The organism is Streptomyces sp. EDA2-14 (genome assembly GCF_054963755.1).
Genome location: NZ_JBUEGE010000030.1, coordinates 25,319 through 51,753 on the forward strand (window position 1 = coordinate 25,319; position 26,435 = coordinate 51,753).

17 protein-coding genes are annotated in these 26,435 nt (G+C 70.7%); 11 read left to right on the plus strand and 6 right to left on the minus strand.

Annotated features, from left to right (window positions below; all coding sequences use genetic code 11):
• Positions 1–8: 8 nt before the first annotated feature.
• From ACY34M_RS39750 to ACY34M_RS39775, 6 genes are all read left to right on the plus strand, one after another.
• A complete protein-coding gene (locus tag ACY34M_RS39750; protein ID WP_462723351.1) occupies positions 9–797 on the plus strand; it encodes an SDR family NAD(P)-dependent oxidoreductase in 789 nt (262 codons plus the stop codon).
• A gap of 125 nt (positions 798–922) precedes the next feature.
• The gene (locus ACY34M_RS39755; protein WP_462723352.1) at positions 923–2,041 is read left to right on the plus strand and encodes an LLM class flavin-dependent oxidoreductase; all 1,119 of its coding nucleotides are present in this window, start codon (positions 923–925) and stop codon (positions 2,039–2,041) included.
• Positions 2,042–2,185: 144 nt separating this feature from the next.
• A complete protein-coding gene (locus ACY34M_RS39760) occupies positions 2,186–3,925 on the plus strand; it encodes an N-acyl-D-amino-acid deacylase family protein (protein ID WP_462723353.1) in 1,740 nt (579 codons plus the stop codon).
• A complete protein-coding gene (locus ACY34M_RS39765; RefSeq protein WP_462723354.1) occupies positions 3,922–5,382 on the plus strand; it encodes an aldehyde dehydrogenase family protein in 1,461 nt (486 codons plus the stop codon). The genes ACY34M_RS39760 and ACY34M_RS39765 overlap by 4 nt, the downstream gene beginning before the upstream one ends.
• Before the next feature lie 146 nt (positions 5,383–5,528).
• Positions 5,529–7,100: a serine/threonine-protein kinase gene (locus ACY34M_RS39770; protein ID WP_462723355.1), complete on the plus strand. Its 1,572-nt coding sequence runs from the start codon at positions 5,529–5,531 to the stop codon at positions 7,098–7,100.
• 218 nt (positions 7,101–7,318) lie between these two features.
• A complete protein-coding gene (locus tag ACY34M_RS39775; RefSeq protein WP_462723356.1) occupies positions 7,319–8,878 on the plus strand; it encodes an APC family permease in 1,560 nt (519 codons plus the stop codon).
• A 225-nt stretch (positions 8,879–9,103) separates the two neighbouring features.
• Here the strand turns inward: ACY34M_RS39775 and ACY34M_RS39780 are convergent, their stop codons facing one another.
• The gene (locus tag ACY34M_RS39780; protein ID WP_462723357.1) at positions 9,104–10,657 is read right to left on the minus strand and encodes a CehA/McbA family metallohydrolase; all 1,554 of its coding nucleotides are present in this window, start codon (positions 10,655–10,657) and stop codon (positions 9,104–9,106) included.
• A 127-nt stretch (positions 10,658–10,784) separates the two neighbouring features.
• Here ACY34M_RS39780 and ACY34M_RS39785 point away from each other — a divergent pair, with 127 nt between their 5' ends.
• Positions 10,785–13,388 carry a bifunctional FO biosynthesis protein CofGH gene (locus ACY34M_RS39785; protein WP_462723358.1) on the plus strand — a complete coding sequence of 868 codons (2,604 nt, stop codon included), beginning with the start codon at positions 10,785–10,787 and terminating at the stop codon, positions 13,386–13,388.
• Positions 13,389–13,617: 229 nt separating this feature from the next.
• Positions 13,618–14,739, plus strand: a complete 1,122-nt coding sequence (locus ACY34M_RS39790; RefSeq protein WP_462723359.1) for an ADP-ribosylglycohydrolase family protein — start codon at positions 13,618–13,620, stop codon at positions 14,737–14,739.
• 253 nt (positions 14,740–14,992) lie between these two features.
• Here ACY34M_RS39790 and ACY34M_RS39795 read toward each other — a convergent pair whose 3' ends face one another.
• Both ACY34M_RS39795 and ACY34M_RS39800 read right to left on the minus strand, forming a co-directional pair.
• The gene (locus ACY34M_RS39795; protein ID WP_462723360.1) at positions 14,993–16,567 is read right to left on the minus strand and encodes a sodium:solute symporter family protein; all 1,575 of its coding nucleotides are present in this window, start codon (positions 16,565–16,567) and stop codon (positions 14,993–14,995) included.
• 212 nt (positions 16,568–16,779) lie between these two features.
• Entirely contained in the window at positions 16,780–17,574 is a 795-nt protein-coding gene (locus ACY34M_RS39800; protein ID WP_462723361.1) for an SDR family oxidoreductase, read from the minus strand.
• Between the two features lie 102 nt (positions 17,575–17,676).
• Here ACY34M_RS39800 and ACY34M_RS39805 point away from each other — a divergent pair, with 102 nt between their 5' ends.
• Positions 17,677–18,525 carry a hypothetical protein gene (locus tag ACY34M_RS39805; RefSeq protein WP_462723362.1) on the plus strand — a complete coding sequence of 283 codons (849 nt, stop codon included), beginning with the start codon at positions 17,677–17,679 and terminating at the stop codon, positions 18,523–18,525.
• A 107-nt stretch (positions 18,526–18,632) separates the two neighbouring features.
• On the opposite strand, the gene ACY34M_RS39810 is transcribed toward ACY34M_RS39805, so the two are convergent.
• The 3 genes from ACY34M_RS39810 to ACY34M_RS39820 all read right to left on the minus strand — a co-directional run bounded on the left by ACY34M_RS39810 (position 18,633) and on the right by ACY34M_RS39820 (position 21,014).
• On the minus strand, positions 18,633–18,833 hold the full coding sequence (locus ACY34M_RS39810; RefSeq protein ID WP_462723363.1) for a DUF397 domain-containing protein: 201 nt from the start codon (positions 18,831–18,833) through the stop codon (positions 18,633–18,635).
• Positions 18,834–19,105: 272 nt separating this feature from the next.
• Positions 19,106–19,963 (minus strand): helix-turn-helix domain-containing protein, encoded by an 858-nt coding sequence (locus ACY34M_RS39815; RefSeq protein WP_462723364.1) that lies wholly within the window; start codon positions 19,961–19,963, stop codon positions 19,106–19,108.
• Positions 19,964–20,276: 313 nt separating this feature from the next.
• Positions 20,277–21,014, minus strand: a complete 738-nt coding sequence (locus ACY34M_RS39820; protein ID WP_462723365.1) for a GOLPH3/VPS74 family protein — start codon at positions 21,012–21,014, stop codon at positions 20,277–20,279.
• A gap of 213 nt (positions 21,015–21,227) precedes the next feature.
• On the opposite strand from ACY34M_RS39820, the gene ACY34M_RS39825 reads away from it, so the two are divergent.
• Both ACY34M_RS39825 and ACY34M_RS39830 read left to right on the plus strand, forming a co-directional pair.
• Positions 21,228–24,401 carry a D-alanyl-D-alanine carboxypeptidase gene (locus tag ACY34M_RS39825; RefSeq protein WP_462723366.1) on the plus strand — a complete coding sequence of 1,058 codons (3,174 nt, stop codon included), beginning with the start codon at positions 21,228–21,230 and terminating at the stop codon, positions 24,399–24,401.
• A 152-nt stretch (positions 24,402–24,553) separates the two neighbouring features.
• The gene (locus ACY34M_RS39830; RefSeq protein WP_462723367.1) at positions 24,554–26,407 is read left to right on the plus strand and encodes an MFS transporter; all 1,854 of its coding nucleotides are present in this window, start codon (positions 24,554–24,556) and stop codon (positions 26,405–26,407) included.
• Positions 26,408–26,435 lie beyond the last annotated feature (28 nt).

Sequence of the window (26,435 nt, forward strand, 5' to 3'; positions counted from 1 at the left end):
TTCGACGCATGGGCAAGCTCGACGGACGCGTGGTCCTGATCACCGGTGCGGCGCGCGGACAGGGGGAGCAGGAGGCGCGGCTCTTCGCCTCGGAAGGCGCGAAGATCGTCGTCGCCGACGTCCTCGACGACCAGGGCGAGGCCGTCGCCAAGGACCTCGGCAACGGCAACGCCGTCTACGTCCACCTGGACGTGAGCAAGGAGGAGGACTGGGTCTCCGCCGTCGGCTCCGCGAAGGCCGCCTTCGGGAAGATCGACGGGCTGGTCAACAACGCGGGGATCCTGCGGTTCAACGAGCTGGTCTCCACGCCGCTCGACGAGTTCCAGCAGATCATCCAGGTCAATCAGGTCGGCGCCTTCCTCGGCATCAAGACCGTCGCGCCCGAGATCGGCGCCGCGGGCGGCGGATCGATCGTGAACACCTCCTCGTACACGGGCGTGACGGGCATGGCGTACGTCGGCGCGTACACCGCCACCAAGCACGCCATCGTGGGGCTCACGCGCGTCGCCGCGCTGGAGCTGGCCGCGCAGAAGATCCGCGTCAACGCCGTCTGCCCCGGCGCCATCGACACCGCCATGAGCAATCCGTCCCAGCTCGACCCCGAGGCGGACAGCGAGGAGGCCGCGCAGGCCCTCGACGAGCTGTACCGCAAGCTCGTGCCGCTCGGCCGGGTCGGAAAGCCGGAGGAGGTCGCGCGGCTCGCGCTCTTCCTCACCGCCGAGGAGGACTCGGCGTACATCACCGGTCAGCCGTTCGTCGTGGACGGCGGGTGGCTGGCGGGCGTCAGCGTCCTCTGACCGGAGCCGAGTTCTCCGACCGCATCTGACGCTGCGTCAGGTATTGACGCTCAACCACCGCAGTGGAACAGTCGACCCATCCAATCTGACGATGCGTCAGAAACTGACGAGGACGGTGAACCTCCTTGGAATTCGGGCTCTTTGTACAGGGATACTTGGGCAAGCAGGCGCTGACCGACCCGACGGCCGAGCACCGCGCGCTCATGAACGAGACCGAGTACGTCATCCAGGCGGACAAGTCCGGCTTCAAGTACGCCTGGGCGTCCGAGCACCACTTCCTGGAGGAGTACTCGCACCTTTCCGCGAACGACGTCTTCCTCGGGTACCTCGCCCACGCGACGGACCGGATCCACCTCGGCTCCGGCATCTTCAACCCGCTCGCGCCGGTCAACCACCCGGTGAAGGTCGCGGAGAAGGTCGCCATGCTCGACCACCTCAGCGAGGGGCGGTTCGAGTTCGGCAGCGGGCGCGGTGCGGGAAGCCACGAGATCCTTGGATTCATGCCGGGTGTCACCGACATGAACTACACCAAGGAGATCTGGGAAGAGACCATCCGCGAGTTCCCGAAGATGTGGCTCCAGGACGAGTACGTCGGGTTCAAGGGCAAGCACTGGGAGCTGCCGCCCCGCAAGGTGCTGCCCAAGCCGCACGGCAAGTCCCACCCCGCCATGTGGTACGCGGCCGGGTCCCCGCCCTCGTACGCCATGGCGGCCAAGAAGGGGCTCGGCGTGCTGGGCTTCAGCGTGCAGAAGGTCTCCGACATGGAGTGGGTCCTGGAGCAGTACAAGACCGCCATCCAGGACCCGGACCCCATCGGTGACTTCGTCAACGACAACGTCATGGTGACGTCGACCGCCATCTGTGCGGAGACGCACGACAAGGCCGTGGAGATCGCCGTGAACGGCGGGCTCAACTACCTTCAGTCGCTGCTGTTCCGGTACCACGACACGTTCCCGCGGCCCGAGGGCATCCCCGAGTGGCCGGAGATCCTGCCGGAGTACTCGGCCGAGATCATCGAGCTGCTCATCGCCGAGGAACTGATGATCTGCGGTGACCCGGACGAGGTCCTGCAGCAGTGCAAGCGGTGGGAGCAGGCGGGGGCGGACCAGCTGTCGTTCGGGCTGCCCATCGGGGTGTCGCACGAGGACACGCTGAACTCGATCAAGCTGATCGGGGAGAACGTCATTCCGAAGATCGACACGGATCCGGTGCATCGGACGACCAGGTTCCGGTCGGCGGCGTAGTCCTCTCGGACCGGCCCCGGCTTCCCCTCCCGGACGGAGGCCGGGGTCCTTCGCCTTGCCGTTGTTGACGTCGCGGGGCTCTGCCCCGGACCCCGCTGCTCAATCGCCGCAGGGGCTCAACTGTAAGAAGGGAGACGAACTCGTATGCTCGACCACCTCATCAAGGGCGCCACCGTCGTCGACGGGACCGGCGCGCCCGCGTTCTCCGCCGATGTCGGTATCCGGGACGGACGGATCGCCGTCATCGCCGAGCCCGGACAGGTCGCCGAGGAGGCTCGCGGCAGCGAGGACGCCTCGGGGCTCGTGCTCGCTCCCGGGTTCGTCGATCCGCACACGCACTACGACGCCCAGCTGTTCTGGGACCCGTACGCCACGCCCTCGTTGAATCACGGCGTGACCACGGTCGCCGGAGGCAACTGCGGGTTCACGCTCGCGCCCCTGCACCCGGAGCGGCCCGGTGACGCCGACTACACGCGGCGGATGATGTCCAAGGTCGAGGGGATGTCCCTGGTCGCCCTTGAGGAGGGGGCTCCGTGGACGTGGAATTCCTTCGGGGACTACCTGGGCGCTCTCGACGGGCGGATAGCCGTCAACGCCGGGTTCATGGTGGGGCACTGTGCGCTGCGGCGGTACGTGATGGGCTCCGACGCTGTTGGCGGACAGCCCACCAGCGAGCAACTGGAGCAGATGGTCGCCCTGTTGAAGGACGCCATGGACGCCGGGGCCTGGGGGCTCTCCACCACCCAGTCGTCCTCGCACTCCGACGGCGACGGCAAGCCCGTCGCCTCCCGGCACGCGAAGCCCGCCGAGCTGATCGCACTCAGCAAGGCGGTCGGCGAGCACGAGGGCACGCAGATCGAGGCCATCGTCGCCGGGTGTCTCGACCAGTTCAGCGACGACGAGATCGAGCTGTTCGTCGACATGACCGCGGCCGCCGGTCGCCCCCTCAACTGGAACGTGCTCACCATCGACGCCGCCGTGCCCGAGCGGGTGCCGCGGCAGCTGGAGGCCAGCGAGCGGGCCCGGAAGTCGGGCGGCCGGATCGTCGCGCTGACCATGCCGATCCTCACCCCGATGAACATGTCCCTCGGCACGTTCTGCGCGCTCAACCTCATCCCCGGCTGGGGCGAGATCCTCGGGCTGCCGGTCGAGGAGCGGATCGCCAAGCTGCGCGACCCGGACACCCGCGCCGAGATGCTGCGCCGCGCCGACAGCAAGGAGGCCGGGGTCTTCCGGCGGCTCGCGAACTTCGGGCGCTACGTCATCGGGGACACGTACTCCGAGGCCAACGAGGGTCTGAGCGGGCGCGTCGTGCGGGACATCGCCGCCGAGCGGGGGCAGGAGCCCTTCGAGTGCCTGGTCGAGATCTGCGCCAACGACGAGCTGCGTACGGTGCTGTGGCCGATGCCCACCGACAACGACCCCGACTCGTGGGCGCTGCGCCAGGAGACCTGGAACCACGAGGACGTCATGCTCGGCGGCTCCGACGCGGGCGCCCACCTGGACCGGATGTGCGGTGCGCCGTACACGACCCGGTTCATCGGGGACTGCCTGCGCGGGCGGAAGCTGCTCGGCCTCGAGCAGGCCGTCAAGATGCTCACCGACGACCCGGCGCAGCTGTTCGGACTGCGGGAGCGCGGGCGGATCCAGGAGGGCTGGCACGCCGACCTGGTGCTGTTCGACCCCGAGACCATCGACGCGGGCAAGGCCACGCTCGTCCACGACCTGCCCGGCGACAGCCCGCGGCTCGACTCCAAGGCCATCGGCATCAACGCCGTCTGGGTCAACGGCGTCGAGGCCATGCGCGGCGACGTCGTGAGCGGCGCGGTGCCCGGCAAGGTGCTGCGGTCGGGGGACGACACCCGGACGGTGAGCACGAAGTGAGCGCATCCGAGCGCCTGTTCATCGGCGGCGAGTGGGTCGAGCCCGAGGGCGGGCACTACGACGTGGTCGACCCGGCGAGCGAGACCGTCGTCGGGCACGCCCCCGAGGCCTCGCGGCAGCAGGTGCACGACGCCGCGCGCGCGGCCCGCGACGCCTTCGACTCCTGGTCGCGCGCCAAGCCGGAGGAGCGGGCCGCGATCCTCGACCGGGCCGCCGACCTGATGCAGCGGGACTTCGTGGCCAACGCCGAGCTCGCGCAGGCGGAGAGCGGGGCGACGGTCGGGACCGCGCGCGGCATGCAGGTCGGCGTGGGCGTCTCGCGGTTCCGGCGGTACGCGAAGGGGGCCCTGGAGCCGGTCGAGGAGGCGATGACGCCGCAGATCAACGAAGCGGGCCTGATGGGCAAGGCGGGCGTGACGGGCGCGCTCGCCGTGCGCCAGCCCGTCGGCGTCGTCACCTGCATCACCTCGTACAACAACCCGTGGGCCAATCCGGCGGGCAAGGTCGCTCCCGCGCTCGCCATGGGCAACACCGTGGTCGTGAAGCCCGCGCCGCAGGATCCGCTCTCCGTGTTCCGGATGGCGGCGGCCCTTGAGGAGGCGGGTGTTCCGGCGGGTGTCGTGAACGTCGTCGGCGGTACCGAGGTCGGCGTCGGCGAGGCCGCCGTCGACTCCCCGGACGTCGACATGGTGTCCTTCACCGGCTCCACCGCCGTCGGGCAGCGCATCGGCGAGGTCTGCGGCCGGTCCATGAAGCGGCAGCTGATGGAGCTGGGCGGCAAGGGCGCCGCGGTCGTCCTCGACGACGCCGACCTGGACTCCGCGGTGGCCGGCGTCGGCACCACGTACGCCTTCTACAGCGGGCAGATCTGCACGGCCCCGACGCGGGCGATCGTGCACCGGTCCGTGTACGACGAGTTCGTCGCCAAGCTCACCGCGTACATCGGCTACATGAAGGTCGGCGACCCGCGCGCGAAGGGGACCGTGGTCGGGCCCGTCATCTCGGCGGCGCATCGGGATCGGGTCGAGTCGTACGTCGAGTTGGGGCGCAAGGAGGGCGCGACGGTCGTCGCCGGTGGCGAGCGGCCGGAGCTTGAGAACGGCTTCTACGTCGCGCCCACTCTGCTCGCCGACTGCACCAACGACATGCGGGTGGTGCGGGAGGAGATCTTCGGGCCCGTCGTCGCCGTGGTGCCGTTCGACGGGGAGGAGGACGAGGCCGTCGCGCTCGCCAACGACTCCGACTACGGGCTCATCGACTACGTGTGGTCGGGCGATGTCGCGCGGGCCTTCCGCGTCGCGCGGCGGCTGCGGGCCGGCGGGGTCGGTGTGAACACCATCGGCCGGAACATGGAGGCGCCGTTCGGCGGCTTCAAGAAGAGCGGGGTGGGCCGGGACGTCGGCTCGTACGCCCTGCACGCGTACAGCGAGTGGCAGTCGATCGTCTGGCCCGGATAGGCCGGGATGGGCCGGGATGGGCCGGGACGGATCCGGACTGCATCACCAGCCCCATGGAACCCACGCACCGCCTTTCTGCGTGTCTACAACTGGACATGTGAAAATGCGTAGTTGTAGATGGTCACTACGGCGGAACCGGGGGTTCCATGGAGGCGCTGGAGGCGCGGGATCCGCGCACGGTCGGCACGTACCGGGTGCTCGGGCGGATCGGTGAGGGCGGCATGGGGCGGGTCTATCTGGCCCGCAACACGGGCGGCCGGAACGTCGCGCTGAAGTTCATCCACGCCGACATGGCGGCGCAGCCGGGCTTCCGGGAGCGCTTCCGGCGCGAGGCGGACGTCGTCCGCAGGGTCGGGGCGCCGGGCACGGTGCCGGTCGTCGACACCGGCCTGGACGAGCAGCACCCCTGGTACGCGTCGGAGTACGTGTCGGGGCCCTCCCTCCAGGACTCGGTCGACCGGTTCGGGCCGCTGCCTGCCGAGTCGCTGTGGCGGCTCGCCGCCGATCTCGCGCAGACCCTGGAGCACGTGCACCGCGCGAAGCTCGTGCACCGCGACCTCAAGCCGTCCAACGTGCTGCTGTCCGCCGACGGGCCGCGCCTCATCGACTTCGGGATCGTGCACGCCGCGCTCGACGCGGGCCTGTCCTCAGCGGGGCTCACCTCGACCGGGGCGCGGATCGGCACTCCGGCGTACATGTCGCCGGAGCAGGCGTACGGCGAGCGGGTGACCGCCGCCACCGACGTCTACAGCTACGGGCTGACGCTCGCCTTCGCCGCCACCGGCGTCCAGCCGCACCGGGGCAGCCTCGACCCGCAGCTGCCGGGCGTGGACGAGGAGCTGCGGGCCCTCATCCGGCAGTGCCTCGACCCGGAGCCGGAGCAGCGGCCGGACGTGGGGCAGCTCGTGGCCCGGGCGCGCACGCACGACGCGACGGGTGACGCGTGGCTGCCCGGGCAGGTCATCTCGCTGATCGCCCGCAAGTCCGGGCAGCTGCTCAACCTGGAGGCGCGGGCCGACACGGTGATGCACGGCCCCGGGTCCACGCAGCCCGACGCGGGCGGCGTGTTCGGGCCGAGCGGCGGGGACTTCCACGACGCGGTCACGCGGGGGCCGGGCGCCGGTCCCGCGTCCCCGCCGCCCTCGGCGCCGTTCTCGCCCCTGCCGGCGACGCCGTACTCGACCCCGCCCTCGACCCCGCCCTCGACCCCGCCCGGTGGGGCGCCCTACGGGGGCCACGCCGGGTTCCACGGCGGCGGCGCCCAGCAGCCGACGGTCGACGCCTGGTCCTCCTCGTACGGGCAGCAGCAGCCCGCACCGTACGGGGCGCGGCCCGCGTCGGGGCCGCCGCCGCGCGGGACCGCCGAGCGGCACGACGGGGGTCCCGGACTGCCGGGGCGTCCGCTGCTCGGGCTCCTGTGGCTGGTGCCCGCGGGGTTCGCCGCGCTGGTGAAGGTCCCCAACGTGACGGCGCTGATCGACGGTGCCGCCGTCGTCGTGCTGATCTCCATCGCGGTCCGGCTGTCCCGGCGGGGCGGCAGCGACCGCGAGTACCTGCTGTTCTGGATCGGCCTGGCGGCCGCGGTCGTGCTCGCCCTCTGCATCTCGACCATCGTGCTGATGCCGTTCCTCGCGCTCGGGACGCTCGCCCTGATCTACGCGGTGCCCACGGCCGTCGGGCGCTTCCGCGGCGGGGGCCGTCCGGTGGGACGCACGTGACGCAGTAGGCACGGGAAAATTTTGAATCGGGCATAACGGACCCGGCTGCGATTACCGAATACCGGACGCCGGGCGATTCCTCTTGCGATCCGTTAGTAGGCTGAGCCATCTCCCTGGGATACGCTGGGCGCTCGCCCGAATTGCCCATGGATTAATAACCGTCGCGGTCGTGACAAATCCCGCCGGATGTGGAAACCGCAGGATTTAACGTCCTGTTCATGACTCAGTTGGACGCAGGGCCCTCGACGGAGCGGGCCGCAGACTCGACCGCAGAGGGCGGCGGAGGCAAGGGCCTCGGCGGGAACTCAGTGGGCCTGCTCGGCAGCGCCGTCATCGGCGTCTCCACGGTCGCTCCCGTCTACTGCCTGACCTCCACGCTCGGCTCCACGGCCGGCGAGGTGGGCCTCCAGATGCCCGCCGTGTTCCTCGCGGGCTTCCTGCCGATGCTCCTCGTGGCCTTCGCCTACCGGGAGCTCAACAAGGTCATGCCGGACTGCGGCACGTCCTTCACCTGGACCGTGAAGGCGTTCGGACCGCGCGTCGGCTGGATGTGCGGCTGGGGCCTGGTGATCGCCACGATCATCGTGCTCTCGAACCTGGCCGGGGTCGCGACCTCGTACTTCTGGCTGCTCGCGGGCGAGATCACCAACAGCACATCGGTGGCGGCGCTCGACGACAACAAGGCCGTCCATATTGTCACGTGCCTCGCGCTCATCGCGGCCGCCACGGCGATCAGCTACCGCGGCATGACCGCGACGAAGGGCGTGCAGTACACGCTGGTCGGACTCCAGCTCGTGGTGCTCGCCGTCTTCGTCGTGATGGCCGTCGCCAAGGCGGGCTCCGCCGACTTCGCCGCGACCTCGGTGGACTTCTCCTGGTCGTGGCTGAACCCGTTCTCCGTGCAGTCCTTCGGGGCGTTCACGGCCGGCCTGTCCCTGTCGATCTTCATGTACTGGGGCTGGGACACCTGCCTGACCGCCAACGAGGAGACCATCGGCAGCGACAAGACGCCGGGCCGCGCCGCCCTCATCGCGATGGTCGTCCTCGTCGGCTCCTACCTGGCCACGGGCGTGGCCGCGCAGATGATCGTCGGCTCCGGCGGCAAGGGCCTCGGCCTCGCCAACCCGGAGACCTCCGACAACGTCTTCGCCGCGCTCGCGGGCCCGGTGATGGGCCCGACGCTCGGCATCCTCCTCTTTGTCGCCGTCCTCGCCTCGGCCGCCGCGAGCCTCCAGACGACGTTCATCCCGGTCGCCCGCACGGTCCTCGCCATGTCGACGTACGAGGCGCTGCCGGCCTCGTACGCGCGGGTGCACCCGAAGTTCCGCACGCCGGGCCGCGCGACGGTCACGGCGGGTGTCGCCACGGGCGTCTTCTACACGGTCATGACGCTGGTCTCCGAGCACGTCCTCGTCGACACGATCTACGCGCTCGGCCTCATGATCTGCTTCTACTACGCGCTGACGGCCTTCGCCTGCGCCTGGTACTTCAAGGCGGAACTGCGCGATTCGGTCCGCGACTTCACCTTCAAGGGCCTCTTCCCCCTCCTCGGCGGCGTCCTGCTGTCGGCGGTCTTCGTGAAGACCCTCGTCGACATGTGGAACCCGGCGTACGGCAGCGGTTCCTCGGTCCTCGGGGTCGGCTCGGTCTTCGTGATCGGCGTCGGCCTGCTGCTCGTCGGCTTCGTCATCATGCTGGTGATGGGGCGGCGCAGCCCGGCGTTCTTCCGCGGCGAGGTACTGAACCGGCAGACGCCGGTGCTGGTCGTCGAGGAGTAGCCCATCCCTGCGGGGCTTGAGCCTTTTAAGCCCCTGCGGCGATTGAGCAGCGGGGTCTGGGGCAGTGCCCCAGGCGTAGGCATCGGTGCCGGTGTTGCGGCCGCGGGGCTCTGCCCCGGACCCCGCGCCTCAATCGCCGGCGGGGCTTGAGAAGCTCGATCGGCGGCGGGGCTTGAGGAGCTCGATCGGCGGCGGGGCTTGAAAGGCTCAGTCGGTGGCGCGGCCTCACGCGCCCAGGAAGATCGGGTTCGTGAAGGCGGCCAGGGGGCCCGGCAGGCCGGTTGTCGTGGGTGCGTGCCGGACCTCCGCCCGTACGTACGCCGCGTAGGCCGCCGTCGTCCGCCAGGTCGCCGAGTCCGCGCCCGCGGCGGACGTGAACAGGGTGCCCTGGTCCGTGACGATGTGGAGCGTGCAGCCGGAGGGCGCCTTCGCCTTCAGGGCCACCGTGACCGGGGTGTCGGGGGCGACCGGCAGCCGCTCGCCGATGCCCGCGACCTCGCCCTTGCCGCCGGTCGCCGTGAAGGTGAGCTCGACCGACGAGGACTCCGCCACGTACGAGTGGCCCGCCTTGATGCCCGCCTGGATGGCCTCGCGGCTCAGGTCGTCCGCGAGGACCACGGTCTGCGGTCCGCCGACGCGGTCCGGGTCGCGGTGCGCGTCACTGTTGCCCATCGCCGGGATCCACCCCGTACGGCCCTTTGAACGGGCGTACGCGACCAGTGTGTTGTCCCAGTCCGCCAGGGACACCTCGTCGTCCGGCGTGTACGGGCCGTTCCACACCTCCACCGCGTCCGCCTCGCCGAAGCCGAACTTCCAGCCGCAGCCGATGCACGTCGCGTGCGGGTGGGCGGGGACGACGAGGCCGCCCGCGCGGCGGATCTGCTGCGCGTACTTCGCCCAGCGGTTGTCGCGGGCCCGGTAGCGCCAGTCGACGAACGTGCCGGGGTCGGTGCCGAGGGCGACCACGTGGCCGTTGCGGGTGGTGATCTCCTCGCCGATCAGCACGAGGAGGTCGTCGCCCGCCACGTCCGACCAATGGGCGTGCGCGGAGTGCGTGTTGTGGTCGGACGTGTTGATGAAGTCGAGGCCCGCCGCGCGGGCGAGCGCGCCGATCTCCGCGGGCGTGCGGCGGCCGTCCGAGTACCAGGAGTGCAGATGGCAGTCGCCCCGGTACCAGGCGCGGCCCCGGCCGCGGGCCCGCTCCGGTGGATACGTCGGGCGGGGCGGCGGGTCCGCCTTCCCGTGCGTGAGCGTCACCGTCACCTCGTACGGCAGGCCCTCAGGCGCCACCGTGTACGGGCCGAGCGCGATGTTCCAGCGGCCGGGGCGGACCGGGCCCGGGATGTAGCCGGGCGTCGCGTCGTCGGCGCGGACGAAGAACTCGGTGCGGGCGCCGCCCGACCAGCCGCGGAAGCCCTCGCCGCCGAGCGCCGTGCCGCGCTCGTCGAAGACGCCGATGTCCAGCGCGTTGTTCTGGGTGCCGGCCGGGAGGCCCGTGGCCTTCTCGTACGTGTAGGAGACCCGGATCTCCCGTACGCCCGCCGGGACGTCGACCGGGAGATAGACGTAGTCGGGGGAGCCCGGCGGCAGCGTGCCCTTGAGCGTCTTGGCGGACTGCGAGCCGTCGGCGGCGCTGGCGAAGCTCATGGTCGTGAGCGTAAGCGCGCCCGCGGCGCCGGTCACGAGCACGGCGCGTCTGCCGATGCCGTGTCCTTCCTCGCCCCGCGCGTCCTCGTGCGTGTCGCCCTGTATGTCGTCCGTGATGTCGTCCGTGCACATTTCGCGGCTCCCCAGAGTGTCCGACGTGACGTGCGCAACCCTTGTATTGAGCCGTGAACTCCGTTGCAAGGGAAGGGCACCGACGGGCGCCCTCGAAGTGTCCGGATGGCGCTCGTATGCTCGGTTCATGAGTGATCAGGACGCCGTACCGCAGCCCCCCGAGGCCGACCGTCCCACCGCCAACGCGATGCGCCGCGCTCTGAAACGGGCGAGAGACGGTGTGGCGTTGGACGTCACGGAGGCCGCCGTGCTGCTCCAGGCGCGCGGCGACGACCTGGCCGATCTGACCGCGTCCGCCGCCCGCGTGCGCGACGCGGGCCTGGAGGCGGCCGGCCGGCCGGGTGTCATCACGTACAGCAAGAGCGTGTTCATCCCGCTCACCCGGCTGTGCCGAGACAAATGCCACTACTGCACGTTCGTGACGGTCCCCGGCAAATTGCGCCGCGAGGGCCACGGAATGTTCATGTCGCCCGACGAGGTCCTCGACGTCGCGCGCAAGGGTGCCGAACTCGGCTGCAAGGAAGCCCTGATCACCCTCGGCGACAAGCCGGAGGACCGCTGGCCCGAGGCCCGCGAATGGCTGGACTCGCACGGCTACGACGACACCATCGCGTACGTCCGCGCCATATCCATCCGGATCCTGGAGGAGACGGGACTGCTCCCGCACCTCAACCCCGGCGTGTTGTCCTGGACGGACTTCCAGCGGCTCAAGCCGGTCGCCCCGTCGATGGGCATGATGCTGGAGACGACCGCCGAGCGGCTGTGGTCCGAGCCGGGCATGCCGCACTACGGCTCGCCCGACAAGGAACCGGCCGTGCGGCTGCGCGTGTTGGAGGACGCGGGCCGCTCGTCCGTGCCGTTCACCTCCGGTCTCCTCATCGGGATCGGGGAGACGTACGAGGAGCGCGCCGAGTCGCTGTTCGCGCTGCGCCGCACCGCCCGCTCGTACCACGCGATCCAAGAGCTGATCATCCAGAACTTCCGTGCCAAGCCGGACACGGCGATGCGCGGCATGCCGGACGCCGAGCTCGACGATCTCGTCGCGACGGTCGCCGTGGCCCGGCACATCATGGGCCCCGCGGGGAACATCCAGGCCCCGCCGAACCTCGTCGACGGCGAGTACGCGCGGCTCATCGACGCCGGGATCGACGACTGGGGCGGCGTCTCCCCGGTGACGATCGACCATGTGAACCCCGAGAAGCCGTGGCCGAAGCTGGAGGAGCTGGCGCGGCAGTCGGCGGAGGTCGGCTTCGAGCTGAAGGAACGGCTCTGTGTCTACCCGGAGTTCGTGACGCGCGGCGAGCCGTGGCTCGACCCGCGGCTGCTGCCGCACGTGAGCGCGCTGGCCGACGCCGACGGCCTCGCCGTGGCCGACGCGCCCGTCGTGGGCCGCCCCTGGCAGGAGCCCGACGAGGGGTACGTGGCGGCGTCGGGCCGTACCGACCTGCACCGCACCATCGACACCGAGGGCCGCACGTCCGACCGGCGCGACGACTTCGACGTGGTGTACGGCGACTGGGAGGCGCTGCGCGAGCAGGCGGCGCCGGGCATGGAGCCGTCCCGTATCGACGGCGACGTACGGGCGGCTTTGAAGCAGGCCGCCGACGACCCGACGAAGCTCACCGACGACGAGGCCCTCGCCCTGCTGCACGCGGACGGCCCGGCGCTCGACGCGCTCTGCGGCATCGCCGACGACATCCGCAAGTCGGTGGTCGGTGACGACGTCACGTACATCGTCACCAGGAACATCAACTTCACGAACGTCTGCTACACCGGCTGCCGCTTCTGCGCCTTCGCCCAGCGCCGCACGGACGCCGACGCGTACACCCTGTCCCTGGACCAGGTCGCCGACCGGGCCCAGCAGGCCTGGGACGTCGGCGCGGTCGAGGTCTGCATGCAGGGCGGCATCCACCCGGACCTGCCCGGCACGGCCTACTTCGACATCGCGAAGGCGGTGAAGGAGCGGGTGCCGGGCATGCACGTCCACGCGTTCTCGCCGATGGAGGTCGTGAACGGCGCGTCCAGGACGGGTCTTTCGATCCGCGAGTGGCTGACGGCCGCGAAGGAGGCGGGCCTCGACTCGATCCCCGGCACGGCGGCGGAGATCCTCGACGACGAGGTCCGCTGGATCCTCACGAAGGGCAAGCTTCCGGCGGCCGACTGGATCGAGGTCGTCAAGACCGCCCACGAACTGGGCATCCGCTCCTCCTCGACGATGATGTACGGGCACGTGGACCAGCCGCGCCACTGGCTCGGCCACCTCCGCACCCTGGCCGGGATCCAGCAGGAGACCGGCGGCTTCACGGAGTTCGTGACGCTGCCCTTCATCCACACGAACGCGCCGGTGTACCTGGCGGGCATCGCCCGCCCCGGCCCGACGACCCGCGACAACCGCGCGGTCACGGCCATGGCGCGGATCCTCCTCCACCCGCACATCCCCAACATCCAGACGAGCTGGGTGAAGCTGGGCACGGAGGGCGCGGCCGAGATGCTGCGCTCGGGCGCCAACGACCTGGGCGGCACGCTCATGGAGGAGACGATCTCCCGGATGGCGGGCTCGTCCTACGGCTCGTACAAGTCGGTGAAGGACCTGATCGCGGTGGCCGACGCGGCGGGCCGCCCGGCGAAGCCGCGGACGACGCTGTACGGGGCCGTCCCGGAGGAGCGGGTGCGGTCGGCGCAGGCGTCGGACGGCCACCTGCCGGAGCTGCTGCCGGTGCTGGAGCCGTAGGGGGTACCGGGCGGCCGGGGACACCGGGTCGGTCTGTGCCGGGGCGGTCTGCTGTCGCCCCGGCATCCCGCCGCCCCCGCCCCGCCAAAAACCGCTGGTGAAGCCCGTGCGAGCGGATGTGCGCGGGGTCGTCCACAGTCCCATCACTTCGTGAACATTCCTGGCCGCCGCCTGTCGATTACAGTGCTGCAAGCCGAAGGGTCGAGGGTCGCGACAGGAGGAGTCCCCCATGGGCGCAGCGCCCACCGGCGCGGCCGTATGGGGTCGCGCAGAACAGCAGGACTTCCGCAGCCGTGTGCGCGGGACCCTGCTCGGTGCCGCACTCGGTGACACCCTCGGCGCCCCGCTCGACGGTCTCTCCCTCGACGGGATCCACGCCGAGCACGGCGACGGGGGGCTCAAGCAGCTCGTGCCCGTGTACGGGCGGACGGGGGCCATCACCGCCGCCACGCAGCTGGCCCTGTTCACCGTCGACGGGCTGATCCGCGCCCAGGTGCGGCGCGACACCGGTGCCTGGCATCCGCCGACCGATGTGCACCGCGCCTACCTGCGGTGGGCGACGACCCAGCGCGACTGGGGGCCCGACGAGCGGCGCAAGGAGGACGGCTGGCTGGCCCGCGAGGAGTGGCTGTACTCGCGGCGCGGCGCCAGTCAGGCGTGTCTGCTCGGGCTCGGCAACGACGTCATGGGAACCCTTGACCGGCCCAAGAACCCGGACGCCACCGGGGCCGAGGCCGTGACCCGCTCCGCGCCGTTCGGGCTGCTCGTGGGCTGGGAGCCGCAGCTCGTGTTCCAGCTCTCCGTCGAGTGCGCCGTCCACACGCACGGCGCCCCCGAGGCCTACCTTTCCGCGGGCGCGTACGCGGTCCTCGTGCACTCCCTCGCGCGCGGCGACTCCCTCGACGCCGCCGTGCAGCGGGCGCTCGCCCAGCTCGCGGCGCGCCCCGGCCACCCGCCCGTGGCGGACGCGCTCAAGCACGCGCTCGGCGCCGTACGGCAGGGCATGCCGACCGCCGCGCGGGTCGGGGAGCTGGTCGGGGACGGTGACGCGCCGGGCGTGCTGGCGGCCGCCGTGTACTGCGGGCTCGTGAGCGAGGACATCCGGCACGGGCTCGGACTCGCCGTGCACCAGGACGGTCCTTCCGCCCAGGTCGGCGCGGTCTGCGGGGGCCTGCTCGGGGCGCTGCACGGGGAGACGGCGCTGCCGCCCGCGTGGGTCGCCGAGATCGAGGGGCGGCCCACGATCCTGGAGCTCGCGGACGACTTCGCCATGGAGATGACGCAGGGCGCGGCACTGCACGGCCCCGCGTCCTCCTCCGCGGGCTGGCTGGCCCGCTATCCGCGGGCCTAGGGCCTGTCGTTTGGATCAGGCCGGGCTCGCGGGGTCTGGCACGCACGCTCGCGGCGTTGTCGTCGGTTGCCGACGCTCCGCGTCGACGCCCTCCTCCGCCTTGCGATCGCACGCACCAGACCCCGCTCCCTGATCCGGCCTGATCCAAACGACAGGCCCTAGCCCTCCCTTCGGCGAACCGGGCCGACAGGCCCTAGCCCTTCACCCTTGAGCCCTTCACCCGCGAGCCCTTCACCCGTGAGCCCTTCACCCGTCAGTCCTTCACCCGTGACCCGAGCACGTCGTCCCCCGCCCCGGCCGGCGTCGGCACCGCGGCAGCCGCGGTCCCGTCGCCGTCGGAGTTGATGCGCTCGATGATCGCGTCGCGCTCCGGGGTGTCCTCGGGCTTGATGTAGCCGATGACGATGTAGAGGACCAGCGACACGGCGAGCGGGATCGACACCTGGTACTGGAGCGGCACGCCGCCCTCGATGTTCCAGCTGATCGGGTAGTTGACCAGCCAGAACGCGAGCAGGCCCATGCCCCAGCTGGTGAGCGCGGCGGTCGGCCCGGACCTGCGGAACTGGCGCAGCAGACCCAGCATCATCGGGATCGCGATCGGGCCCATCAGACCGGCCACCCACTTGATGACGACGGTGATGATGTCCTTGAACGTGGGCGAGTTGACCTGCGTCGCGACCGCCATGGAGAGCGCCAGGAAGATCACGGTGGTGAGCCGGGCCGCGACGAGTCCGGTGCGTGAGCCCCACTCCCGCGCCCGCTTGGAGAGCGCGGGCGCCACGTCCCGCGTGAAGACGGCCGCGATCGCGTTGGCGTCGGAGGAGCACATGGCCATCGTGTGCGAGAAGAAGCCGACGATGACGAGGCCCAACAGGCCGTGCGGCAGCAGCTGTTCGGTCATCAGGCCGTACGAGTCCGAGCCGTCCGGCTTCTCTGCCTGGACCAGCAGCGGCGACATCCACATCGGGAAGAAGAGGACGACCGGCCAGACCAGCCAGAGCGCGGCGGACAGATAGGCGGACCGCTTGGCCTCGTGCCCGCTGCTCGTGGCCATGTAGCGCTGGGCCTGGTTGAGCATGCCGCCGTTGTACTCGAAGAGCTTGATGAAGAGGAACGCGAGCAGGAAGACCGTGCCGTACGGGCCGACCAGCGGCTTGTCGTGGCCCTGCAGCTCGGGCCTGCTCCAGGCGTCGAAGAAGCCGATGTTCTTGTCGCTGAGCTTCAGGACGACCGCGACGAACATCGAGATGCCGGCGAGGAGCTGGATGATGAACTGGCCGAGTTCGGTGAGCGCGTCCGCCCACAGGCCGCCGATGGTGCAGTAGACCGCGGTGATGGCGCCGGTGATGAGGATTCCCTGATTCAGGGACACACCTGTGAACACGGAGAGCAGCGTGGCGATGGCCGCCCACTTCGCGCCCACGTCGACGATCTTCAGCAGCATCCCGGACCAGGCGAGCGCCTGCTGGGTGCCCAGGTTGTAGCGGTTCTTGAGGTATTCGAGCGGCGAGGCCACGTGCAGGCGCGAGCGGAGCCGGTTGATGCGCGGGGCGAACAGCCGGGCGCCGATGGCGATACCGAGCGCGATCGGGAAGGACCAGGTGACGAAGGACGTCACGCCGTAGGTGTACGCGATTCCGGCGTAGCCGGTGAACATCACCGCGCTGTAGCCGGACATGTGGTGCGAGATGCCGGACAGCCACCACGGCATCTTGCCGCCCGCGGTGAAGAAGTCGGAAACGTTGTCGACGCGCTTGTGGGACCAGACGCCGATCGCGACCATCACGCCGAAGTAGGCGATGAGCACGACCCAGTCGAGACTGTTCATGTGCCCCCTCCAGGGGTTCCGCTGCACAACGGTTGCCCCCGGCAAGGGTGTTGGGGACGTGGGGGATTGAACCTCCGCGCACGGGGCCGGGGCAAGGGTTCTGCAGTCATGGATATGAACCCCGGACAGAATTCAGAACGTGGTCGTGCTCGGGGCGGAGCGGACGGACCGCGGGTGACCTGGGCCGTCGGCAGGCGCCCCGAGCGGTCCGGCTACCGCATGAGTTCCCCGGCGTTCACCAGGAGCTGCTGGCCGGTGATCGCGCGCGCCCGGTCGGACGTGAGGAACACCGCCGCGTCCGCCACGTCCCCGTCCGTCGCCAGGTCCGGCAGCGCCATCCGCTCGGTGAGCCGCCCGAGCACCTCGGCCTCGGGCACGCCCTCGGTCTGCGCGGTGATCTGGACGAAGGCCTGCACGGGCGGGCCCCACATCCAGCCCGGCAGCACCGTGTTCACCCGGATCCGGTGCGGGCCGACCTCCCGTGCCAGCGAGTACATCGCGCTCGTCAGGGCGCCCTTCGACGCCGCGTACGCCGCCTGCCGCACCTGCGAGGGCGCGGCGATGGCGGACTGCGTGCCGATGAAGACGACGGAGCCGCCGCGCTCCTTGAGGGCGGGCAGGCAGGCGCGGGTCATCCGCAGCGTGCCGAGCAGGTTCACGTCGACGACCTTGCTCCAGGTCTCGAAGTCGGCGTCCTCCAGGCCGCCGAAGTAGCTGTCCCAGGCCGCGACGTGGACGATCGCGTCCACGCCCCCGAACCGCTCGCACGCCAGGTCCGCGAGCGCCTCGCACTGCGCCTCGTCGCCGATGTCGGTCGAGCGGTACGCGGTCCGCTTGCCCTCAGGGTCCAATTCCTGCGCGCAGGAGGCGAGATGGGATTCGGTGCGGGCCCCGAGCACCGCGTTCCCGCCGTCGCGCAGCACGGCCTCCACCACTTGCCGGCCGAGCCCCGCGCCCACGCCGGAGACGATCACGGTCTTCCCCGCAAGCAGTTCCGCATTCACCATCGGTTCGCCTCCCGGCTCTGGCGCTTTGTCTGACGGGGCGTCAGAGTATGTGCGTCGAACGGGAGATGGAAGGCTTGCGAGGGAGGCCGGAAGGTGAGCGGCATGGAGGACACGCACGAGGACACGCACAGCGAGACCTACGCGGAACTGGCCGCCGTCGGGCCCTACGGGGTGCATCCGGGGCACGCCCTGATCACCATGGTCGAACCCCACCCGGGCCATGAGCACGCGTACAACCGCTGGTACGAGGACGACCACTACTACGCCGGCGCCATGGCCATGCCGTGGATGTACGCGGGGCGCCGCTGGGTCGCCACCCGCGACCTCCAGCTCCTGCGCTACCCCGAGAAGTCGGCGGTCGCCGAGCCCGTCACGGCGGGCTGCTACATCTCCACGTACTGGATCACCGAGGGCCGCTACGCCGACCACATGAAGTGGACCGTCGGCATCAACAAGCGGCTCAACCGGGACGACCGCGTCCACCAGGACCGCACCCACGTCTTCACGTCGTTCCAGGACCACGAGGCGACGGTGTACCGGGACGGGGACGAGGGGCCGCGCGACTTCCACGCGCTCGACCACCCGTACCAGGGCCTGGTCGTCGAGGTGATCGACGCCGAGGGGCCGGAGCGGCGCGCCGAACTGCTTGACTGGCTGCGCACCGAGCACCTGCCGCAGCGGCTCGCGGGCTCGCCCGCCGCGATGGTCACGGTCTTCCGGCCGACGCCGCTGCCGGGGGACAGGATGACGTACGTGAAGCAGGTCGAGGGCGTCGACACCCGGCTCACCCTGCTCTGGTTCCTCCAGGCCGACCCGCGCGAGGCCTGGCAGGACCACTTCACGGGCCTGGGGGAGGCGGTGGCGGCCTCGGGCCTCGGCCGGGTGGAACTGGTGGCCCCCTTCGTCCCGACGGTGCCGGGCACCAATACGTACGTCGACCAGCTCCGCTGATCCGGGCAGCGCCGAGCCCCCTCGGCCAGGACGGCGGACCAGTCGAGAGGGCTCTGTCAGTGGTGCGGTATTGCTTGTTCGGTTGTCTCACTGAGCGTGCTGGGGGGTCAGTGGTCGACCCGGCTCATCTCCGTGACGAAGGCACTCCACGAAGCCGGTGCGAACGCCAGGTTCGGACCCTGCGGGTCCTTGGAGTCGCGGACGGCCACGGCGTGCGCGGCAGGAGACTTGATCTCCACACACGCGCCGTTCCCTGCGGAGTACGAGGACTTGATCCAGGTGGACTGAGCGCCCTTGATGATTGCCATGATCTGCTCCGGTCTGGCCAGTATTTCCCTTGCTGGGCCGCGGACTTGCCGTGGCTTTGCGCCAACACCCTGTCTGTTGTTGGCGTGATCGACGCTACTCGCCGACTCGGGGCGGCGGTGGGGCCATTCACTCAACCGGATGGCATATTCCAAGGGGGTCTTCCATGAGCCCGTGGGAAAGGTGTACCGTGCGGCACTTTCCCACGGGCGGGGCCCGGAACGGAGGCCTGAACTCAGCGGTCCGTGATGTCAGTTGGCTCTCGGTGCGGCTGTCAGCGCGTGTGCCGCTTGGCGGCTTCCAGGATGAACTGCCGCGACTGCTCCACGTTCAGCGCCTGCGCGCGCAGGTGCTCGTACATGACGCTGTACTTCTGTACGTCCTGCGTCTTCTCCAGGTACAGGTCACTGGTGACCCCCTCGATGTACACGACGCTGGAGTCCGCCGCGTCGGGGAACTCGAGGATCGCGTACTGTCCCGTGATCCCCGGGTGCGCACCCATCTCGAAGGGCAGCACCTGCACGGTGATGTGGGGGAGCCCGGACACCTCCGCGAGATGCTCCAGCTGCTCGCGCATCACGACGGACCCGCCGACGGTACGACGCAGCGCCGCCTCGTCCAGGACCACCCACAGGCGCAGCGAATTGGCCTCGTCGTTGATCCGCTCCTGGCGGCGGATGCGCACCTGCACCCGCTTCTCGACGTCCGTGAGCGAGGCCTCGGGCATCGCGCCCTGGATCAGCGCCTCCGCGTAACCGCGGGTCTGCAGCAGACCGGGGATGCACTGCGACTCGTACACGCGCAGGGACGCCGCGTCGGTCTCCAGACCGATGTAGACGCTGTACGGGATGTCGCCGAAGGAGTGCCACCAGCCCTGCTGGCGCGAATCCTTGGCCATTTGCATCAGCGAGTCGATGACGCGGTGGTCCTCGACCTCGTACACCCCGCACAGGTCGCGTACGTCGCGCTGGCTGATGCTGCGCCGCCCGTTCTCCAGGCGGCTGATTTTCGACTGCGACACCAGCAGGCGCTCGGCGACCTCTTCTGCGGTCATGCCCTTGAGTTCGCGGAGCCGGCGCAGCTCCTGGCCCAACCGGCGTCGCCTGACGGTGGGATTGACGTTGGACGCCACGGACGTGCACCTCCGGCTACGTGCATTTCTTTGTTCTGCTCTGCGTTCTGCATACGTTGCGTATCTACTGCTCAGCAGATTGCCACTCCGAGGCGCCCCAGCGCTGGGAAACGACGGATGTCCACGGGACGCACATGCAGGGCGCACGTGCCTCCTGTGCAGCGCAAACGCGACCGCGCGGGGCGACGGGCCGGGGCGTCGTCCTCACGCCCGGCGCGTCACCCCGCGCGGTACAGCGGCTCCCGAACCGGTTCTTGGGGACTACGGTGCGGCGCTGTGGTGCTACGGGTGGTGCTGGTGGTGCCGGTCCCGGCTAATGGGCCACGGCGCGAGCCATGGAACCGCGGCGTGGCTGCATCGGAACGCCGCGTGCGGGCTCCGGTGCGGCCCGGCCCGCCGAGGGGGCCGGTGAGCGGCGTGGCTGGGCCGCCACACCGTTCTGGACGTCCATCACGGCGTGCGCCACGAGGCCGCCCATCGGGTCGTGCCTGATCAGGTCCCGCAGCCGGGAGCGCGAGGACCTGCCCTCGTTGCCCGGATACAGGTGCTTGCCGAGTCCGACCGCATGGGCCAGCGCGGCGAGCGCCGCGGTCCGTGGGTCCGGCGGAACGCCGGTACGGATCGCTGAATCCAGCCGGGACCTGATCTCCCGGCTGATCGCCGTGTCCGTCGCCTGGTAGCGAGTCGTCGGCAGCACCCCGCACATCTGGCCGGCGACGGCATGGACCATGCCGCACCGCTCCAGGTGCGAGAGGTAGGTCTGGCGCAGCCCTAGACGTGGCCCGCCAATCCAGTGGACCGCCCGTACGGGAGCGCCACGCCTTCGCAGCAACTCCAACGCGCAGTCCAGTGTCGGATCTCCGGTCGGCCGTGGTGCCACCACGGCGATACGATCCCCGTCTGGGGCTATCCGTCCGGCCAGCGCCAGCTCTACTAGCTGTGCTCCGGCCAGACCTAGGTCGAGCGACTGCGGCTGCGCTGTGGTACCCGTGGCCGGGTCCAGAGCGAGCAGCAGAAGCTCCTCCGGAAGTGTTCTGCGGCTCCTGCCCATCCATGCCTCCCCGCGTGGATGAATGACAGGGTGACCCCTCTCACATTGGTCTGTCGAGAGTGCGTGGGGGGTTTGGACGGGAACCTGTAGGTATGTCGTTCTCGTCTACCACGTGGGTTAAGCCCCCACACAGGACACTGGTACATGGTTCGGACAGGGCTGGTCTGTCCGGCGACAAGTGGTTGAGTGGTTCATTCGGTCGAGGAGGCATCGGTGGCGGGGACCCCCGACAAGTCGGGAGAGCACAAGGCGTCGGGAGGTCCGGCTCCGGAGGATCCGCGGCTCGCGGTGTCGCGCGAGGCGGGCGCCTCCGGCGAGGATCCGGATACGGCGTCGGCGTCTTCGGCGTCTTCGGCGCCCGAGGACGCCGGTGACGAGCGCCTGCGGGCGGCCGTGGCGGCCTGGGTGGCGGGCGACGCCCCGGAAACCTCCGCCGATTCGTCTGCAACTGCAAATTCAAACGGTGCCGACGCGGACGGTGAGTCCCCGGACGGGCCCACCGCCAAGCCGAACGGCAAGACCGCTCCGGGCACCGCGCCCAGCGGCAAGCCCGACGCGAAGGACGACGCCAAGTCGGGCGCTGGTGCCGACTCCAAGTCCGGCGCCATAGGCGACACCAAGTCGGGCGCCGAGTCCGGCGCGAAGAACGACGCCGAGACCAGCGCCATGGTCGGCGCCGGTGCCGACGCGAAGTCCAGCTCCAAGTCCGACGCCGGGTCGAACGCCGGGTCGGACGCCGAGTCCGACGCCGAGCCCAGCGGCAAGTCCGGCGCCGAGAGCGACGCCGAGCCCGGCGGTCAGGCCGACCCCGATTCGGTTGCCGAGCCCGGCGCGAAGAACGACGCCGAACCCGGTGCCACGGTCGGCACCGGTGCTGACGCGAAGCCCGACGCCAAGCCGGGCGCCGAGCCGGGCGCCGAGCCCGGCGGCCAGGCCGGTGCCGAGTCCGGTGCCAAGGCCGGCACCGGGTCCAGTGCCAAGGCCGGTGCTGAACCCGCTGGTGGGTCCAGCGCCAAGGGCGATGCCGAGTCGACCGGCGGTCAGGCCGGTGCCGAGTCGGGCGCCGAGTCCGGCGGTCAGCTCGGCGCCGGGTCGGGTGCCGAGTTCGGGGCGAAGGACGACGCCAACTCCGGCGCCGAACCCAGTGCCGAGTCGGGCGTGCAGAACGACGCCAAGCCGGGCGCTGAGTTCAGCGCCGGGCCCGGTGCCACGAGCGGCGCCGTGCCCAGCGACGGCGGTGACGCCAAGTCGGGCGCCGAGTCCGGTGCCACGGGCGACGCGAAGTCCGGTGCGAAGCCTGGCTCCACGCCCGGTGGCAAGTCCGACGCCAAGTCGGACGCCGGATCCGGCACGGAGTCCGACGCCAAGCCCAGCGGTACGGCCGACACCAAGTCCGGCGCCACGCCTGACGCCAAGGGCGACGCGAAGTCCGGCTCCAAGTCGGGCGCCAAGCCGGGCGGTAAGGCGGACGCCGAGTCCGACGACAAGTCGGGCGGCAAGCCCGCCGCCACTCCTGGCGCCAAGTCGGACGCCAAGCCTGGCGACAAGGCCGACGGCACGCCTGGCGCCAAGTCGGACGCGAATTCCGGCGACGAGGCCGACGGCACGTCCGGTGCCACGTCGGACGTGAGGTCCAGCTCCAAGTCCGGCGCCGCGGGCGGCGCCGGCTCGGGCGCGAAGTCCGGCGACAAGGCCGACGGCACCCCTGCCGCCAAGCCGGACGCGAAGTCCGGCGCTGCGGGCGGCGCCGGCTCGGACGTGAAGTCCGGCGACGAGGCCGACGGCACGTCCGCCGCCAAGTCGGACGCGAAGTCCGGTGGCGCGTCTGGTGGCAAGTCCGGCGACAGGGCCGATGGCGCGTCCGGTGGTAAGGCGGGGGCCGCTGTCGATCAGCCCACCGCTGTGTTCAAGGCCGTTCCGCAGCCTGTTGATCAGCCGACCACCACGCTCAAGGCGGCCGGTACCGCCAAGAGCAGCAAGTTCGTGCCGCTCAAGTCGCTCGACGAGAGCGCCGCGGGCAAGGAGTTGCCGCCGGAGGCCAAGGCCGAGCCCGCCGTCGAACCCGCGGAGCGGACGACGCAGCAGCCGCTGCCGCCGAAGCCGCCGCTCGACCTGCTCGCCGAGCTGACCAACACCCCGCCGCCCGCGGAGACCCGCGTCCGCACCGTGGTGCGCCGGGTCAAGGTGTGGACGCCGATCGTCATTCTGCTGGTCATCGTGTTCGCGGTCGTGCAGGCCGTCCGGCCGTTGCCCACGCCCACCCTCTCGCTCACCACCGACGCCACGTACACCTTCGACGGTGATAAGGCGTCCCTGCCGTGGCCCGGCGAGGGCCAGGGCTGGATGGACGTCCAGGGCATCGGCACGATGGACCACTTCGGCAAGCAGACGCCCGTGCCGATCGGTTCGGTCGCCAAGTCCATGACCGCGTACATCGTGCTCAAGGACCACCCGTTGAAGAAGGGCGCGGACGGCCCGTCCATCGACGTCGACGCCACCGCCGAGAAGGAGGGCGGCTACGACGCCGACGGGCAGAACGAGTCGACGCTGAACACGGTCAAGGAGGGCGACAAGCTCTCCGAGAAGGACGCGCTCTCGGCGGTCATGATCCCGTCCGCGAACAACATCGCGCGGCTCCTGGCCCGTTGGGACGCCGGTTCCGAGGAGGCGTTCGTCAAGAAGATGAACGCCACCGCCAAGAAGCTCGGCATGAAGAACACCAAGTACACCGACCCCTCCGGCCTCAAGGAGAGCACCGTCTCCACCGCCGAGGACCAGGTGAAGCTCGGCAACGAGCTGGTGCAGATCCCGGCGCTGACCGACATCACCAAGCTGCCCACCTGGACCGACCCGTCCGGCAAGAAGTGGACCAACTACAACCGCCTCGTGCCGTACGACGGCGCCGTCGGCATCAAGACCGGTACGACGACCAAGGCGGGCGGCAACCTGCTGTTCGCCGCCACCAAGGACGCGGGCGGCTCGACCGTCACCGTCGTCGGCGCGGTCCTCGGCCAGCACAAGGCGCCGATCATCGACACGGTCAACGCGGTCAGCAAGACCGCGATGCTCGCCGCCCAGGACGCGGTCACCTCGTCGACGATCCTCAAGAAGGGCGACGTCGTCGGGTACGTGGACGACGAGCTCGGCGGGCACACCCCGGTCACGGTCACGCGCGACGTGAAGGCCGTCGGCTGGGCCGGCAAGACCGTCCGCCTGCAACTCGCCGAGCAGGACGGCAAGCCCGTCCCGCACACCGGCAAGGCCGGTGACGACGTCGGCGTGCTCGCGGTCGGCGACGGTGAGGGCGGCGCCGTCGAGGTGCCGGTGGCCCTGCAGAAGGACCTCACCGAGCCCGGATTCGGCGCGAAGCTGACCCGCGTCGGCTGATCACCCCTCAGGGCCGCTCGTGGGAGGCCGAAGCCCGTCGGCCTCCCACGGCGCCCGTCCGCGGCCGCCGTGCTAGCGTCGCGAGACCGGGCAGGCGGGGGACGCCCACCCGTTCATTCACAACGGCACACGGGTATACGGGAGTGTCAGCAGTGGCCACAACGAGGCCGACGCGCGCCGACGACGCGAAGCCCGGGTCGGGCGGGGACCGCCCCCGGATACCGCTCCCCGAGCAGTCCGCAGGCCCCACCGAGGCCGACGTGGTGGCGAACGTACTGGGCGGCGGTGCGCGTCTGAAGCGTCTCGCCCTGCACCCCGTCACCCTCGTCACGGCCGTCGCCGCGCTCCTCCACCTCATCTGGTTCTTCACGTTCGCGAACAGTGGCGGTGACCTCGCCGCGCAGGACGCCTGGGCCGAGTTCGTCGGCCGGCACCCCGACTCCGCGTACAACCTCGCCTGGTACGGCGGCATGCACCCGGTGTCGTACAGCGTGGTCTCGCCGTATCTGATGTCGGTGTTCGGCGTGCGCACCACGATGATGGGCGCGGGCACGCTGTCGGCGGCGCTGCTCACCATGATCCTGATCCGTACGCGGGTGGTGGCGCGGCCGCTGTGGCCCGCGCTCGCCGGCGTCTTCGCCCTGCTCTGCAACGCCGCGTCGGGCCGCGTCACCTTCGGCCTCGGCATGATGTTCGGCCTCGCGGCGACGGCCGCCGTGTTCTGCTGGCCGTACCGCTGGCGCTACAAGCGCTGGGCGAAGGCGGCCGTGGCGGCGCCCCTCGCGGGTATCGCGACCGCCTGTTCGCCGGTGGCGGGGCTCTTCGTCGGACTCGTCGCCGTGGCGCTGTTCCTGCAGAAGCGCCGGCCCGGTGCGTACGCGCTCGGGCTCGCACCGGCGGCCGTCGTCGCGCTGTCGGCGTGGCTGTTCCCGTTCTCCGGCACGCAGCCGATGTCCTTCGGATCGGCGCTGCTGCCGATGGTGTACGGCGTCCTCGTGTGCGTCCTCGTGCCCAAGGGCTGGGTGACGGTCCGGATCACGTCCGCCGTCTACGCCCTGTCGGTGCTCCTGGTGTGGCTGATCAGTTCGCAGATCGGCTCCAACATCACCCGGCTCCCCATGCTGTTCGCGGGCGTCGCGCTGCTCGCCGCGCTCCCGTTCACGGTGAAGCGCTCACGCAAGTGGTACGTCCTCGTGGTCACGTTCGTCGCCTTCAACGTGTGGATCGGCTTCAAGACGGTCGACGACGTCGTGCGCACCACCCCGGCCGCCTCCTGGGCACGCGAACTGGCCCCGCTCGTGAACGAGTTGCAGGAGGTCAAGGCCGAGCACGGCCGCGTCGAGGTCGTGCCCGCCCGCTCGCACCGCGAGGCCTCGGCGCTCGCCCCGTACGTGAACCTGGCGCGCGGCTGGAACCGGCAGGCCGACATGGAGCGCAACCCGCTCTTCTACGACGACACCCTCAACTCGGCGAACTACCGCGAGTGGCTGCGGCGCTGGGCCGTGCACTACGTGGTGCTGCCCAAGGACGAGCCGGACGGCAAGGGCGCCGAGCGCGAGCGGCAGCTGGTGCAGCGCGGACTGCCGTACCTCAAGCAGGTGTGGGGCGACGCCAACTGGCAGCTGTTCGCCGTCACGGACCCGACCCCGCTCGCCGAGCCGCACGCCGTCGTCGACGCCGCCGAGCAGGGCGAGCTGACCATCGAGGTGACCCGGCCGGGCCGGGTGCAGATCCGCGTCCCTTACTCGCCGTGGCTGTCGGTCGTCGACGCCAAGGGCAAGAGCCTCGGCGCGCCCAAGGAGACCGGGGCGTCCAAGCGGGCGCGCGAGGCGAACGACAGTCTGCCGAAGCGGTTCGCGAACGTGCACGGGTGCCTCATGGACACGGAGAAGGACGAGGCGGGTGACGCGTGGACCGTGTTGCTCGCGCCGAAGTCCGGAACGTATCGCCTCGCGGCGCCTTATCAGCTTCCCCGGGGGACGCCGTGCCCGGAGGAGTTGCGGTAGGCCGTTCCTACGCCTCGGGGCTCTGCCC